This window comes from Pseudomonas sp. HTZ2, assembly GCF_033173945.1.
GTDB lineage: Bacteria > Pseudomonadota > Gammaproteobacteria > Pseudomonadales > Pseudomonadaceae > Aquipseudomonas > Aquipseudomonas guariconensis.
In genome coordinates this window covers 21,817-37,081 of record NZ_CP137332.1, presented here as the reverse complement: position 1 = coordinate 37,081, position 15,265 = coordinate 21,817, and the positions used below count along the sequence as shown (strand labels likewise).

12 protein-coding genes are annotated in these 15,265 nt (G+C 63.6%); 7 read left to right on the top strand and 5 right to left on the bottom strand.

The features are described 5' to 3' along the window. Positions 1 to 41: 41 nt before the first annotated feature. From rsmA to R6G97_RS00155, 4 genes are read right to left on the bottom strand one after another with little or no spacing between them, the layout of a single operon-like run. Positions 42 to 848, bottom strand: coding sequence for a 16S rRNA (adenine(1518)-N(6)/adenine(1519)-N(6))-dimethyltransferase RsmA (rsmA, locus tag R6G97_RS00170; RefSeq protein ID WP_043210394.1), 807 nt, complete (start codon positions 846 to 848; stop codon positions 42 to 44). Next, positions 845 to 1,834 (bottom strand): 4-hydroxythreonine-4-phosphate dehydrogenase PdxA, encoded by a 990-nt coding sequence (gene pdxA / locus R6G97_RS00165; protein WP_317847674.1) that lies wholly within the window; start codon positions 1,832 to 1,834, stop codon positions 845 to 847. Before pdxA ends, rsmA begins: the two co-directional genes overlap by 4 nt. Further along, entirely contained in the window at positions 1,831 to 3,150 is a 1,320-nt protein-coding gene (gene surA, locus R6G97_RS00160; RefSeq protein ID WP_043210397.1) for a peptidylprolyl isomerase SurA, read from the bottom strand. The genes pdxA and surA overlap by 4 nt, the downstream gene beginning before the upstream one ends. Beyond that, on the bottom strand, positions 3,131 to 5,956 hold the full coding sequence (locus R6G97_RS00155) for an LPS-assembly protein LptD (RefSeq protein ID WP_317847673.1): 2,826 nt from the start codon (positions 5,954 to 5,956) through the stop codon (positions 3,131 to 3,133). Before R6G97_RS00155 ends, surA begins: the two co-directional genes overlap by 20 nt. A 130-nt stretch (positions 5,957 to 6,086) precedes the next feature. Between R6G97_RS00155 and R6G97_RS00150 the strand changes: the two genes are divergently transcribed. From R6G97_RS00150 to R6G97_RS00140, 3 genes are read left to right on the top strand one after another with little or no spacing between them, the layout of a single operon-like run. Then, positions 6,087 to 7,106, top strand: coding sequence for an aminoglycoside phosphotransferase family protein (locus R6G97_RS00150; protein WP_090346209.1), 1,020 nt, complete (start codon positions 6,087 to 6,089; stop codon positions 7,104 to 7,106). Further along, entirely contained in the window at positions 7,103 to 7,774 is a 672-nt protein-coding gene (gene murU / locus R6G97_RS00145; protein WP_182941895.1) for an N-acetylmuramate alpha-1-phosphate uridylyltransferase MurU, read from the top strand. The genes R6G97_RS00150 and murU overlap by 4 nt, the downstream gene beginning before the upstream one ends. A gap of 1 nt (position 7,775) precedes the next feature. Beyond that, positions 7,776 to 8,540 (top strand): TerB family tellurite resistance protein, encoded by a 765-nt coding sequence (locus tag R6G97_RS00140; RefSeq protein WP_043210406.1) that lies wholly within the window; start codon positions 7,776 to 7,778, stop codon positions 8,538 to 8,540. A gap of 57 nt (positions 8,541 to 8,597) precedes the next feature. Here the strand turns inward: R6G97_RS00140 and R6G97_RS00135 are convergent, their stop codons facing one another. Further along, the gene (locus R6G97_RS00135; protein WP_090346203.1) at positions 8,598 to 9,596 is read right to left on the bottom strand and encodes an alpha/beta hydrolase family protein; all 999 of its coding nucleotides are present in this window, start codon (positions 9,594 to 9,596) and stop codon (positions 8,598 to 8,600) included. Between the two features lie 95 nt (positions 9,597 to 9,691). Here R6G97_RS00135 and R6G97_RS00130 point away from each other — a divergent pair, with 95 nt between their 5' ends. From R6G97_RS00130 to R6G97_RS00115, 4 genes are all read left to right on the top strand, one after another. Then, positions 9,692 to 12,079, top strand: a complete 2,388-nt coding sequence (locus R6G97_RS00130) for a PAS domain-containing sensor histidine kinase (RefSeq protein ID WP_317847672.1) — start codon at positions 9,692 to 9,694, stop codon at positions 12,077 to 12,079. A gap of 12 nt (positions 12,080 to 12,091) precedes the next feature. Further along, entirely contained in the window at positions 12,092 to 12,721 is a 630-nt protein-coding gene (locus tag R6G97_RS00125; RefSeq protein ID WP_043210412.1) for a response regulator, read from the top strand. Positions 12,722 to 13,024: 303 nt separating this feature from the next. Continuing rightward, positions 13,025 to 14,149 (top strand): ABC transporter ATP-binding protein, encoded by a 1,125-nt coding sequence (locus R6G97_RS00120; protein ID WP_043210413.1) that lies wholly within the window; start codon positions 13,025 to 13,027, stop codon positions 14,147 to 14,149. 40 nt (positions 14,150 to 14,189) lie between these two features. Next, positions 14,190 to 15,224: an ABC transporter substrate-binding protein gene (locus tag R6G97_RS00115; RefSeq protein ID WP_090346198.1), complete on the top strand. Its 1,035-nt coding sequence runs from the start codon at positions 14,190 to 14,192 to the stop codon at positions 15,222 to 15,224. Positions 15,225 to 15,265: the final 41 nt, after the last annotated feature.

The window sequence follows — 15,265 nt, the reverse complement described above, 5'->3', positions numbered from 1 at the left end:
CGGGTTTGTCTGCGCGATGGGGCCACACCAATGGCGTGTGCTTAGCTGGCGCTTGGCTGCTCGGCCAGCTTGTCGGCCAGGCGTACGAACGCCGCGAGATCCAGTTGTTCTGGACGCAGGCTGCCATCGACACCCGCTGCCTCGATGGCCTGGCTGTCGAGCAGCCCTTTAAGGGTGTTGCGAAGGGTCTTGCGACGCTGGTTGAAGGCCTCGCGCACGATGCGTTCTAGCAGGCGTGGATCCTTGGCCGGGTGCGGCAGGGTTTCATGCGGTACCAGGCGGACGATGGCTGAGTCCACTTTCGGCGGCGGGTTGAAGGCGCCAGGGCCGACGTTGAACAAGTGTTCCACGCGGCAGTGGTACTGCACCATGATCGACAGGCGGCCCCAGTCGCCGCCTCCTGGGCCGGCGGCCAAACGCTCGACCACTTCCTTTTGCAGCATGAAGTGCATGTCGCGGATCAGGTTGGCGTGTTCCAAGAGGTGGAAGATCAGCGGGGTGGAGATGTTATAGGGCAGGTTGCCCACCACCTTGAGGCTGCGCTCAGGCACGCCCAACTGATTGAAGTCGAACTTCAAGGCATCGCCCTGGTGCAGGCGGAAGTTGTCCCGGTCTGCAAACTTGTGCTGGAGAATCGGCACAAGGTCCTTGTCCAGCTCGACGACGTCCAGTTGGGCGCCGCTGCCCAGCAGGCCTTCGGTCAGGGCGCCTTGGCCCGGGCCGATTTCCAGCAGATGCTCGCCGGGTTTGGCATTGATGGCACGCAGGATGCGGTCGATGATGCCGGCGTCGTGCAGGAAGTTCTGGCCGAAGCGCTTGCGCGCCCGGTGTTGGTATTGCTCGGTCATGGTCGGTTCTCGGCCATCTGGTAGGCGGTTTCCAGGGCGACACGCAGGCTGCCGGTGTCGACTTTGCCGCTGCCAGCCAGGTCCAGGGCGGTGCCGTGGTCGACCGACGTGCGGATGATCGGCAGGCCCAAGGTCACGTTGACTGCGGCGCCAAAGCCTTTGTACTTGAGTACCGGCAGGCCCTGGTCGTGGTACATCGCCAGCACCGCATCGCAGTGCTCCAGATATTTGGGGGTAAACAGGGTATCGGCCGGTAGCGGACCACGCAGGTCCATGCCTTGGCTGCGTAGGCGCTGCAAGGCGGGCTCGATGATGTCGATTTCTTCGCGGCCCAGGTGACCGCCTTCGCCGGCATGCGGGTTGAGACCGCAAACCAGGATGCGGGGCTGGGCGATACCGAACTTGTCGCGCAGGTCGGCATGCAGGATCCGCGTGACCCGCTCCAGGCGCTCGGCGGTGATGGCGTCGGCGACGTCACGTAGGGGCAGGTGGGTAGTCACCAGCGCCACGCGCAATCCATGGGTGGCCAGCATCATCACCACCTGGTTGGTGTGGGTAAGGTCAGCCAAAAATTCGGTATGGCCGGAGAAAGCGATGCCGCTTTCATTGATCACGCCCTTGTGCACCGGTGCGGTGATCATGCCGGCGAAATGCCCATCCAGACAGCCTTGGCCAGCGCGGGTCAAGGTCTGCAGCACGAACGCGGCATTAGCCTTGTCCAACTGCCCGGGTACAACCGGGGTGGCCAATGGCGTATCCCAGACATACAGGCTGCCGGCGGGGGCGGGTTGGTCGGGCCAGGCGCCTTGGATGACCGGCAGCAAATTGACAGCCAGCCCCAGCTGCGTGGCCCGCTCGGCGAGCAGGTCACGGCTGGTGATGGCGATCAAGGGATGAGGCTGAGCCTCGGCGGCCAGCAGCAGGCACAGGTCTGGACCTATGCCGGCCGGCTCGCCGGGCGTGACGGCGAAGCGCAGGGGCTTCACTGGGCGGCCTGGTCGGCGCCAGGCAGCTTGATTTCAACGTAGGCTTCGTCGCGGATCTGACGCAGCCAAGTCTGCAGCTCTTCATCGTACTTACGGTTGCGCAGCACGCTCAGGGCCTGCTGTTCACGCGCTTGCTCGGTGCTGTCGGTAGCGCGGCGGCCCAGCACTTCCAGTACGTGCCAGCCGTACTGGGTACGGAACGGACGGGTCACTTCGCCCTGGGGGGCGTTGGCCATCTGTTCGCGGAATTCCGGCACCAGGCTGTTGGGATCAACCCAGTTGAGGTCGCCACCGTTGAGGGCCGAACCTGGGTCTTCCGAGAAGCTCTTGGCCAGCTCGCCGAAGTCTTCGCCGTTCTTGATGCGCTCATACAGGCGCTCGGCCAGTTGCTCGGTGGCCGCATCGCTGCGGATCTCGCTTGGCTTGATCAGGATATGGCGAACATGGACTTCGTCACGCAGCACGCTGGCATTGCCCCCACGCTTTTCCTCGAGCTTGAGGATAATGAAGCCGTTGGGGATGCGGATTGGCTGGGTGATGTCGCCGTCGGCCATACTGCTCAACATCTTGGCGAAATCAGGCGGCAGTTGGCCGGCTTTACGCCAGCCCATCTCACCGCCTTCCAGGGCGTTCTCGCTGGCGGAGCGGGCGATGGCCATCTGGCCGAAGTCCGCACCTTGCTTGAGCTGCTGGTAAACGTCACCGGCTTGGCGGGCGGCCGCCTGGATCGCCTCGGAGTTTGCGCTTTCCGGGGTCGGGATCAGGATGTTGGCCAGGCGGTACTCTTCCGACAGTTGCATCTTGCCCAGGTCGGAGTTGAGGTAGTTCTTCACTTCCTGTTCGGAGACCTGGATACGCTCGGCCACACGGCGCTGGCGCACGCGGCTGATGATCATCTCGCGCTTGACCTGGTCACGGGCGTCGTCGAACGACAGGCCATCGTGGGCCAGGGCGGCACGGAACTGATCGAGGCTCATGCCGTTGCGCTGGGCAATGGTACCGATGGCCTGGTTGAGCTCTTCGTCAGTGATGCGGATGCCCGAACGTTCGCCGATCTGCAGTTGCAGATTCTCGACGATCAGGCGCTCCAGCACTTGCTGCTCCAGGGCTCCGGCCGGGGGCACGCCGCCGCCGCGCTTGGCGATGGTCTGCTGCACTTCGCGGATGCGTTGATCCAGTTGGCTTTGCATGACCACGTCGTTGTCGACGATGGCCACCACGCGGTCCAGAGGTTGTACCGCGGCATGCACCGCGCCACTCAGCAATGCAGCGCCCAGCAGCAGCGGGCGCAGTCGATCAATAAGCTTGGTCTTCACGTGTACGGTAACCTTGAATGCCTTCGTCGAGGAACGTCTCGACCTTGTTGCCCACAACGCCGCCGAGGCCTTTGAGGACGATTTGCAAGAAGACGCCGTGGTCGCCCTTCTCGTTTTGCGGCAGTGCCTGGCTGAAGTCGTCGTAGTCGATCCAGTAACGGTTGATCAGACGCAGCTTCCAGCAGCAGTTGTCGTACTCGAAACCACCCATGGCTTCCAGGGTGCGGTTGCGGTTGTAGTCATGCTGCCAGCGACCGATCACGCTCCACTGAGGAACGATCGGCCAGATGACCGAGAAGTCGTGCTGCTGGATCTTGTAGTAGTCCTTGACGTAGTTCGGGCTGCCCGGGGTGCCGTAGTCGCCACCACCCACCTGCCAGGTGCCGGTGAGCGAGTCGTAGCGAACCAGGTCGTTGCGGTAGCGGTAGCCTGCGTTGATGACCTTGTTCGGGTTGTCTTCCGGCTGGTAGTGGAACATGGCGCTGCCGGAGCGTGGCTTGCGGCTGTCCGGGTCCCAGTTGTAGTCAGAGTTGAAGCGCCAGTCGCGGTTGAAGGCGTACTGGTATTCCAAGGCGTACGGGGAAACGTCCGACTGCGAGTCGGCACGGGTCCGCCAGTCGATACCTGGCATCTGCACCTTGCGGTCGCGGAAGTACAGGGCCTGGCCGACGCTCAAGCGCTGGCGCTCGAAGCCGTTTTCCTCGATCCAACGGTTAGTCACGCCCAGCGACAGCTTGTTCTCGTCGCCGATGCGGTCGGAGCCGCTGAAGCGGTTGTCGCGGAACAGCGAGGCGTAGTTGAAGTAAGTTTCTCCAGTGTCGAAGACCGGGATGTCCTTCTGATCCTCATACGGCACGTAGAGGTAGAACAGGCGCGGTTCGAGGGTCTGGCGGTAGTTCTTGCCGAACCATTGGGTGTTGCGGTCGAAGTACAGGCCGCTGTCGACGCTGAAGACCGGAACACTGCGGTTTTGAGTGTTGGAAAAGTCGCCACGCAAATCAAGCGCCGCCGGGTTTCTGACTGCAAGATTAGCAATGTCACTTTTACCCTTGCTGTCCAGGTCGAGGTCGTAGTGGGTATAGACGTACTTCAGCTTCGGCTTGAGGAAGCCATAGCTGGCCTCCATCGGCAAGCTGATGGCGGGGGCTGCATTCAGGCGGGTGCCGTTGGCACGCGCCAAGCCGAAGACGTTCTGGTCCAGTCGCCGGCCTGCGGCACCGGCGGAGAAGTCAGGGTTACCGTCTTCGTCCGTTACAAAATCATTCTTCAAGTCGCGATCAAAGCGAACTGCTTCAGTCTGATAGCTGAAGTCGAACCCGCCCGGATGGTACGGCAACATGCCGTTCAAGGTGATCTGCGGCAGCTTGTCGTACGGGGTGACGCGCGAGATGGTCGCCATTTCATAGGCTTGTAGGTTCAACCGCGCCTGATAGCTATCACCACGGTAGGTAAGCGCACCCTGCTGATTAACCACATCCCGACTTTCAACACCAATCTGACCGGTTTCCAGATCCTGGAAGTAGAACGGGTCGCTGATGTCGGTGTAGTCAACCTCGCTCATCAAGCGCGAATCCAGCCCGCCCTTGTGCTGCCAGTTGTACATCCAGCGCTGTTCTTTGTAGTCGGTCTGATCTTTACGATCGTCGTTCTTGTCGTTCAGGTACGCAGCACCGAGCTGGCCTTCGCTGGACTTGGTGAGGTAGCGGAATTCGCCTTCCATCAACATGCCGCGTTTGGCCATGTAGCGCGGGTACAGCGTGGCGTCGTAGTTTGGCGCCAGGTTGAAGTAGTACGGCGTGACCAGCATGAAGCCGGTGTCGCTGCTGGTGCTGAACGACGGCGGCAGGAAGCCGGACTGGCGACGGTCGTCGATCGGGAAGTAGATGTACGGTGTATAGAACACCGGGAAATCCTTGACCCGCAGGGTGACGTTGGTCGCGGTACCGAAGCCGGTGGCCGGGTTCAGGGTGATGTTGTTGCCCTTGAGCTGCCATGCGTTGCTGCCCGGCTCACAAGTGGTGTAGGTACCGTCCTTGAGGCGGATGATGGCGTTTTCGCCACGCTTGGCGTACAGCGCGTTGCCGCGAATGTGCGACTTGTGCATCACGTATTCGGCGTTGTCGACCTTGGCCTCGCCGGTATCCAGCTGGATTTCGGCCTGGTCGCCGACGACCAGCGAGCCATTGTCGCGCAGCTTGACGTTGCCCTTGAGCTCGCCGCGGTTCTCGGCCTGGTACAGGTTGGCCTCGTCGGCCTGGACCTGCATGCTGCCCTGGCGCATGACCACGTCACCGGCGAGGGTGGCGATCTGCTGCTCCTGCTGGTAGCGGGAGACCTTGGCGTTCAGGTAGGTCGGCGCTTCGTCCTTGGGCGTGGTGTCATCCATGCCAGGACGCGACGGCTCGATGTAGGCGCCACCGCAGTACGGACCGGTCTCAGCCAATTGGGCGGCGGTGAGTTTGTCGCGGGGAACCCAGTCAAGGTGGCTGTAGTCTTCGCTACGCGACTTCAGGCCGCGGCCCTTGCTCTCGGTGACCAGCACCGGCTTGGGTTCGCCATCGGCGTCGGTCTCGGCGACCTGGGCGTCACCGCCCGAGCTCAGCGCGGCGCCTTCATGCACTGGGCGCGGCGGCAGGTTGTTGGCCGTGGTCTTGGGCTTGCAGTCCCAACCACCGGAGGCGGACACTTGGCAGTCGAACTGCTCGGCTGCCACCACGTATGACGTGGCCAGAGGTTGCAGAGCCAGCAGACCGCCAGTCACCAGCAACGGAAACTTTCTACGAAACGCGGGGGATTTCAATGCCATCTTATTAGTCCGGGCTTCCTGCGTGCCATCTGCCCGCGTGTGGGGCCGCACGCCTCTCGATGGTCTGAAAAAGATGCTGGATAATAAAGCATGACCCGCTTGACGGCTAGGGCCGTCGGAGACCCTTGTAATGCCCGATCACGATGTACGCCTGCAACAACTGACCGCTTGGCTCGATGAGCAGCTTGACCGTCTTTTCCGTGAAAACGCCTGGGGCGAGGTGCCAGAAGGCGCCCTGACCGCCGCAAGCAGCGACGCGAGCTTCCGTCGCTACTTCCGCTGGCAGGGGGGCGCACGCAGCTTCGTGATCATGGATGCGCCGCCGCCACAAGAGAATTGCCGGCCCTTCGTCGACATCGATCATCTACTGGCCAGGGCCGGCGTGCACGTGCCGGCCATCCACGCCCAGGATCTGGAGCGTGGCTTCCTGTTGCTGGGGGATCTGGGCCGTCAGACCTACCTGGATGTCATCGATGCCGGCAATGCCGATGCCCTGTTCGCCGATGCCATCGACGCCTTGCTGGCCTTCCAGCGCCTGCCGATGGATGCGCCGTTGCCCAGCTACGATGTCGCCCTGCTGCGCCGCGAAGTGGAGCTGTTCCCCGAATGGTACGTCGGGCGCGAGCTGGGCCTGGCGTTCACCGATTCGCAGCAGGCGACCTGGCAGCGGGTGAGTCAGTTGCTGATCGACAGTGCCCTGGCCCAGCCCAAAGTCCTGGTGCATCGCGACTATATGCCGCGCAATCTGATGCAGAGCACACCGAACCCTGGCGTGCTGGACTTCCAGGACGCCGTCTACGGCCCGGTGACCTATGACATCACCTGCCTGTTCAAAGACGCGTTCGTCAGTTGGCCCCAGCTGCGAGTCGAGGGCTGGCTACGCGATTACTGGCAGAAAGCCCAAGCGGCCGGCATCCCCGTGCAGGCCGACTTCGAGGACTTCCACCGCGCCAGTGACCTGATGGGCGTGCAGCGTCACCTGAAGGTCATCGGCATCTTCGCCCGTATCTGCCACCGCGACGGCAAGCCGCGATATCTGTCTGACGTGCCGCGATTCTTCGCCTATATAGATGAAGTGATCAGCCGTCGTCCCGAGCTGGCCGAACTGGGGCAACTGATCGCCGAGCTGAAGGCCGGAGCGCGTTCATGAAGGCTATGATCCTGGCAGCGGGCAAGGGCGAGCGCATGCGTCCCCTGACCTTGCATACTCCCAAGCCACTGGTGCCAGTGGCAGGCCAGCCATTGATCGAATATCACCTGCAGGCGCTGGCCAAGGCGGGCTTCACCGAGGTGGTGATCAACCACGCCTGGCTGGGCCAGCAGATCGAGGATCACCTGGGCGACGGTGCCCGGTTCGGCCTGCACATTCGCTACTCGCCCGAGGGCGAACCGCTGGAAACCGGTGGCGGGATCTTCAAGGCGCTGCCGTTGTTGGGCGATGCGCCGTTTCTGCTGGTCAACGGCGATATCTGGACCGACTACGACTTCGCCCGGCTGCGCGTGCCCATGAGGCGGCTTGCGCACCTGGTACTGGTCGACAATCCAGGCCATCACGGCCGTGGTGACTTTCGTCTGGATGGCGATTCGGTTGTCGATGGCGACGAGGCACCTGGCACCCTGACCTTCAGCGGCATCTCCGTACTCGATCCTGCATTGTTCGAAGGCTGTGAGCCCGGCGCGTTCAAGCTCGCGCCATTGCTGCGCCATGCAATGGCCAAGGGGCGGGTGAGCGGTGAGCACTTCCAGGGGCGCTGGGTCGATGTCGGCACCCTAGAGCGCCTGGCCGAGGTCGAGCGTTTGATCGGCGAGCGCGTTTGATATGTGGTGGCCAAGCACATTGATAGGTGCCGGCGCCGGTTTCGCCGTGGCCAGCATCCCCGGTGCGTTGCTCGGGGCCTTGCTTGGCCAGGCCATGGACCGGCGCTTGCGTCTGGAGGGCTGGGAAGACCTGCGTGAGCGTCTGGGCGGACGCCCGGCATTGCGTGACGAGGAATTGCTATTCGTCCTGCTCGGGCGACTGGCCAAGAGCGATGGCCGTGTCGTGGATGGGCACATCCAGCAGGCCCGCCAGGAAATGACCCGTCTGGATATGGCCGAGCCGGCTCGGTTACGGGCAATCGCCGCCTTCAATCGTGGCAAGTCGGGCAAGGTGCGTGTGGGGCGCTATTTGCAGCGGATCAAGCAACAGCCCCATGCCGCTGAAGGCACCCTACGCGCCTGCTGGCGGATGGTCTGGGCGGATGGCAAGGCGGGGATGCGTGAGCGCGAGCTGCTGCTGGAGTGGGGGCGCCGGCTAGGCCTGTCGCGGACTCAGATCCAGGCGCTGGCTCTTGAATACGAACCGCGCAAGGCGGCTCCGGAGGGCGCCGTGTTGACCTACGCAGCAGCCCTGCGCCTACTCGGGGTCGAGGCGGACAGCGAGATCGAGCACGTCAAACAAGCCTATCGCCGGCTGGTCAGCAAGCATCATCCGGACAAGCTCGCCGGCAGCGGGGCCAGCGACGCGCAAGTGCGCGAGGCGACCGAGCGCACCCGTGAGCTGCACCAGGCCTATGCCCTGGTGCGCAAGCGGCGCGGGCTTTGACGCCTCTGACCTGGGGCGGGCGCGCGGCCGCGATGGGCTGCAAGGCAGCCCCTCCGATCACTCCTGAGGCATCAGCCACCCACGTACCCGGCGGAACAGCTGCTCCTGCTGCGCCGCCGCATTCCCCGGCATGGCAATCAGCGACAGCTGCCGATACTGGCTGTCCTTCTGCCGCTTGCTGGCCTGCAGGCGCTGCTCGGCAGCACGGCGGTCACGCGGCTGCGTGCTGTAGTAGACGTCGGCGGTCGGCACCTTCACGGTGGGCGCCAGAGCTTCGAGGTCCTGTTCCACCTGGGCCGGTGTCTGCGCGGCGATCATCACCAGCTTTTGCACCTGTGGCGGCTGTCGCTCGCTGAGGTAACGCGCGGCCCAATAAGCGCCGCTGCCATGGCCGACCAGGGCGATGCTGCGCGCGTTGTGCTGCTGGGCAAAGGCCACTGCGGCGTCGAGGCGGGCGAAGATGCGCTCGGCATCGGCCGGATCGTTTTGCTCGGCGGCTTCCTTGGCATCGGTGCTGTCGGCCGCATCGGCTTCGGCGGCCGTGGCCTGGGCAACGTTGGCGTTGGCATCTTCCGGCGTGTCCTTGGCGGGCGCCGACTCGCCTTCACCCTTTTCAGGTTCGGGGGCAGGCTTGCTCTCGGCTCGCGGCTGCGGGCTCTCGCTGACAAGGTCCGGCAGGCTGATGCTCAAGCTGTGCCAGCCGACATCGGGAAACTTGCGCCGCAGCGGCCCGACAGCATTGGGCCAGTCGGCGTTTTCACCGGCACCCGGGACGATGATCACAGCGCCCTTGGGGTCGGCATCGTTGGCCGGCTTCCACAAAGCGAGGAAGCTTTCGGCGCCCGCCTGCAAGGTTTGCTGTTCGGCCTTGGGCACGGTACGTTCGAGCGCCTGGGCATCTTCCTGGCTGCGTTCGGCCAGGGGTGGGCGAGGTGCGGGCGCCGTGGGCGACTCTGCGGCGGCGGGAGGTGTTTGAGGTTCGGCGGCCTGTGTGCCGAGCGGTAGGATCGTGGCCAGGCAGCAAATGGCCAGCGTCGTGCGATAAAGTGTGAACATGAATCAACCCAAGGCCAGAATGATACCGGCAGCCTAATAGTATTTGTCCGTGACGGCCATGCGCATCGGCCGTCCTTGCCCAGACGAGCGTGTAGATGAAGCGAATGCGTTGCCTGTTGGTTATCGGCTGGTTGCTGCTGCCCTTGATCGCCTTGGCAAGGCCCGCGCCTGAGCCTTCGGTGGTGTTGGAGCCGGCTCAGCAGCAATGGCTGGATGACCATCGCAACCTGCGGGTCGGCCTGGTGCTGCAGGCGCCCTATGCCCAGTTCGATCGTCGGCTGCAGCAGTTCTATGGTGCCAATGTCGAGATCGTGAATGCGCTGGCGCGGCTGCTCAGGCTGGACCTGACGTGGCGCAACTTCCCGGATCAGGCAGCACTCGAACATGCCCTGCAAGCCGGTGAGATCGATTTCGCGCCCGGTCTGACCCAGACCCCGGCCAGCTTGCGCCTCTGGTCGTTCAGCGATCCCTACATGCGTGTGCCGCAAATGGTCGTCGGGCTGCGCACCGGAGCGGTGGCGGTCGAGCTGGAAAACCTGGGCGCCAACGACCGGGTGGCGGTGCGCATGCCCAGCGCCTTGGCCGATTACCTGCGGGCCAACTACGTCAACCTTAACCTGCAGGGCGTGCCCAACGAGCGCCAGGCCCTGCAATTGGTGCTGGGTGGCCAGGCCAGTTTCGCGGTCATGGATGAAGCACGCCTGAGCGGGTTGTCTCGGGAAAGCGAGTTCGGCGAACTGGCGGTGGTCGGTGACATTGGCCTGCCGCAACTGCTTCGGGTCGGCTCGCGGCGCGACTGGCCGATCCTGGCCGATGTCCTGGAGCGCGGCTTGCAGGGCATTCCTGCCAAGGAGCTGGAGCAGCTGCATCAGCGCTGGCTGCAACCGAAATACCCACGGCTGAGCGACACCGCAGGATTCTGGCAGAACCTGGCGTCGTTGTTCGGCCTGTTGCTCATCTGTGCAGTGGTCACGCTGCTCTGGCAACGGCGTCAGCAGCACCAGCTTGAGCGCAACCTGCTGGCCACGCGGGAAACCCTGGCCGAACGCCAGACGCGCGAAGAGGCGCTGCGCCTGAGCCAGTTTTCCATCGACCAGAGCACGGTCGGCATTCTCTGGGTCAACTGGGACAGCCATGTGCGCTACGCCAACCACGCCGCCGAGCGCATGCTCGGCAGGGGTGAGGGCGAGTTGCTGGACCGGCCGCTGATCGACTTCGAGCCCAACCTGCACATGGGCCGCTGGTTGCAGTTGTGGAAACGCGTGCGCACCGGCGATGGAGGGGTCGAGCCGTTCGAGACCCAATGCCTGCGCAGCGACGGCAGCCTGTTACCGGTGGAGCTGTCGCTGAGCTTTCTGCGTTTTCGCGATGCCGAGTACCTGGTGATGTTCATCACCGACATTACCGAGCGCCGCCGCGCCCTGGCGGCGTTGCGCGAAAGCGACGCCCGGCTCAAGGGCATCGCAGGCAACGTCCCTGGGCTGGTGTTCCGTCTGGAGCGCGATCCGGCCGAAGGTGATCTGGAGTTTCCGTACATCAGTGAGGGCAGCGAAGCGCTGGTTGGCTATGCGCCAGCCCAGATCCAGCATCCGGATATGGGCCTTCGCAACTTGGTCCATCCCGAGGACCGTGCCGATTACCACCGGGTCCAGGACTTGGCACTGGCCACCGACCAAGACTGGTCCTGGCAGGGGCGGATCCTCACCCGTCAGGGCGAACAGCGCTGGGCCGACATCAAGGCCAGCACCCGGCGCCTGGCCGACGGCCGGGTGGTGTGGGACGGCATTGTCTGGGACATCACCCAGAGCAAGCGGGTCGAGCTGGAGCTGGCGCGGTCCCAGGAGCAGTTACGTGAGCTCTCGGCGCACTTGGAGAGCGTGCGTGAAGAGGAAAAAGCGCGGATTGCCCGGGAAGTCCATGATGAACTGGGGCAGATGCTCACCGTGCTCAAGCTCGAAGTGTCCATGTGCGAGCTGGCCTATGCCCAACTCGACCCTGGCCTGAATGAGCGTCTGGACAGCATGAAGCGCCTGATCGCGCAGTTGTTCCAGCTGGTGCGCGACGTGGCCACGGCCTTGCGTCCGCCGATCCTCGATGCCGGCATCGCCTCGGCCATCGAATGGCAGGCACGGCGCTTCGAGGCGCGTACGCAGATTCCCTGTCTGGTCCAGGTGCCGGACAATCTGCCAGCATTGAGTGACGCCAAGGCCATCGGCCTGTTCCGGATCCTGCAGGAGGCACTGACCAATGTCATGCGCCACGCCCAGGCCCATACCGTGCAGATCGAGCTGGCGCGCGAGGAGGGCTGTCTGCGCATGACGGTCATCGACGATGGTGTGGGGTTCAGCTGCGATCAGGCCAGGCCAACGTCCTTCGGCCTGGTGGGCGTGCGCGAGCGGGTCCTGATGCTGGGCGGCGGCATGACGCTGGACAGCGAGCCGGGTGAAGGTTGTAGCCTGAGTGTGACCATTCCGTTGGGGTAGGGGAGAACGACTGTGATACGCGTGCTAGTGGCCGAAGACCACACGATTGTCCGCGAGGGCATCAAACAGCTGATCGGCCTGGCCAAGGACATGCAGGTGGTGGGCGAAGCCGGCAACGGCGAGCAACTGCTCGAGACCCTGCGTCATACGCCCTGTGAGGTGGTGCTGCTGGATATTTCCATGCCTGGGGTGAACGGCCTGGAGGCGATCCCGCGTATTCGGGCGCAGCACAACCCGCCCTCGATCCTGATGCTGTCCATGCATGACGAAGCGCAGATGGCCGCCCGAGCCCTGAAGGCCGGCGCCGCAGGCTATGCCACCAAGGACAGCGACCCGGCCCTACTGCTCACCGCTATCCGGCGGGTGGCCGCTGGCGGACGCTACATCGACCCGGCGCTGGCGGACCGCATGGTCTTCGAGGTCGGTCTGACCGAGACCCGGCCCTTGCATACGCTGCTGTCGGAGCGCGAGTTCTCGGTATTCGAACGCCTTGCCCAAGGCGCCAACGTCAACGACATCGCCCAGCAGCTGGCGCTCTCGAGCAAGACCATCAGCACCCACAAGGCGCGCTTGATGCAGAAGCTCAAGGTGAACTCCCTGGCGGAGCTGGTGAAGTACGCGATGGAGCACAAACTGGTGTGAGTGTTCTGGTTGCGACAGCTGTGCTCTTATGCCCGGCCCTTCGCTTGTGGGAGCGGGTTTGCCCATGAAAGGGCTGGGCCTGCGATTCGCGTTGCCTGGGCTGATCTCGTCGGGGGTATAGCCGCTCCCAGAGCGGGGGATGCTGGGCTGGCGCACTGTCCCAATCCCGCCACTCTTGTAGGGGTCGCCCTACAACAAATCTTCCATCCGGATGATGGCATTCTCTCAGCACCCCCGATTTTCCCGGGCTTGCGCCTTCTCTAGTCTTTGCCTACGCAGTCATTCCAACAAGAAGGTGCAGGCATGAGCGAGGCGAATTCGAACGCTGCCACCGGCGAGATCCTGGTCAGCTTCCGCGGTGTGCAGAAAAGCTACGACGGCGAATCGCTGATCGTCAAAGACCTCAACCTGGACATCCGCAAGGGTGAGTTCCTGACCCTGCTCGGTCCGTCCGGCTCGGGCAAGACCACCAGCCTGATGATGCTGGCCGGTTTCGAGACTCCTACCGCGGGTGAAATCCAGCTGGCCGGGCGCTCGATCAACAACGTGCCGCCGCACAAGCGTGACATCGGCATGGTGTTCCAGAACTACGCGCTGTTCCCGCACATGACCGTGGAGGAGAACCTGGCGTTTCCTCTGACCGTGCGCAACCTCAGCAAGACCGACATCAGCGAGCGGGTCAAGCGCGTGCTGACGATGGTCCAGCTCGATGCTTTCGCCAAGCGCTACCCGGGCCAGTTATCCGGTGGCCAGCAGCAGCGTGTGGCCCTGGCCCGCGCACTGGTGTTCGAGCCGCAATTGGTGTTGATGGACGAACCGCTCGGCGCGCTGGACAAACAGCTGCGTGAACACATGCAGATGGAGATCAAGCACATCCACCAGCGTCTGGGCGTGACCGTGGTCTACGTGACCCACGACCAGGGCGAGGCGCTGACCATGTCCGACCGGGTAGCGGTATTCCACCAAGGCGAGATCCAGCAGATCGCCCCGCCGCGCACCCTCTACGAAGAGCCGCGCAATACCTTCGTGGCCAACTTCATCGGCGAGAACAATCGCCTCAACGGCACCTTGCTGTCCCGTGATGGCGAACGCTGCCAGGTTCAGCTGGCCCGTGGGGAGCGGGTCGAGGCCTTGGCGGTGAACGTCGGCGAGGCGGGTGATCCTGTGACTTTGTCGATCCGCCCCGAGCGCGTGCGCCTCAACGGCCACAGCGAAAGTTGCGTCAATCGCTTCTCCGGCCGCGTAGCCGAATTCATCTACCTGGGCGACCACGTGCGGGTTCGCCTGGAAGTCTGCGGCAAGGGTGACTTCTTCGTGAAGCAGCCGATCGCCGAACTCGACCCGGCCCTGGCTGTGGGCGATGTGGTACCGCTTGGCTGGGAGGTGGAGCACGCCCGCGCGCTCGATCCGATTGCCGAAGCCCATTGATGGTTTGCTTCACCAACCCTTAACTGTGGAGAGAACAATAATGCACAAGCAGTTGAAACTGACCGCCCTGGCCCTCGGCTTGTTCGCCGCCGGCCAAGCCCTGGCTGCGGATCTGACCGTGGTGTCCTTCGGCGGTGCCAACAAGGCTGCCCAGGTCAAGGCGTTCTATGAGCCATGGGAGAAGGCAGGCAAAGGCAAGATTGTCGCCGGTGAATACAACGGCGAGATGGCCAAAGTCAAAGCCATGGTCGACACCAACAGCGTCTCCTGGAACCTGGTGGAAGTGGAGTCGCCGGAACTGGCCCGCGGTTGTGACGAGGGCATGTTCGAGGAGCTGGACCCGGCCTTGTTCGGCAACGAGGCCGACTACGTGCCGGGCGCCATCCAGCCGTGCGGCGTGGGCTTCTTCGTGTGGTCCACGGTGCTGGCCTACAACGCCGACAAGCTCAAGACCGCACCTACCAGCTGGGCTGACTTCTGGGATACCCAGAAATTCCCGGGCAAGCGTGGCCTGCGCAAGGGCGCCAAGTACACCCTTGAGTTCGCCCTGATGGCCGACGGCGTGGCGCCCAAGGATGTGTACAAGGTGCTGGGCACCAAAGAAGGCCAGGATCGCGCCTTCAAGAAACTCGACCAGATCAAGCCAAGCATCCAGTGGTGGGAGGCGGGCGCCCAGCCGCCACAGTATCTGGCCTCCGGTGACGTAGTCATGAGCTCGGCCTACAACGGCCGGATCGCCGCGGTGCAGAAAGAGAGCAACCTCAAGGTCGTCTGGAACGGCGGCATCTACGACTTCGACGCCTGGGCCATCCCGAAAGGCGCCAAGGATACCGATCTGGCGAAGAAGTTCATCGCCTTCAGCGTCCAGCCCGAGCAGCAGAAGACCTACTCCGAGAACATCGCCTACGGCCCGGCCAATACCAAGGCTGTCAGCCTGCTGTCGGACGCGGTGAAGAAGGACATGCCGACTACCCCTGAGAACATCGCCAACCAGGTGCAGATCGACGTGGCCTTCTGGGCCGACAACAGCGAGCAGCTGGAGCAACGCTTCAACGCTTGGGCGGCGAAGAAGTAAGCCGCGTTGACGGAGCGCCGGCCTTTAAGGCGGCGCTCATC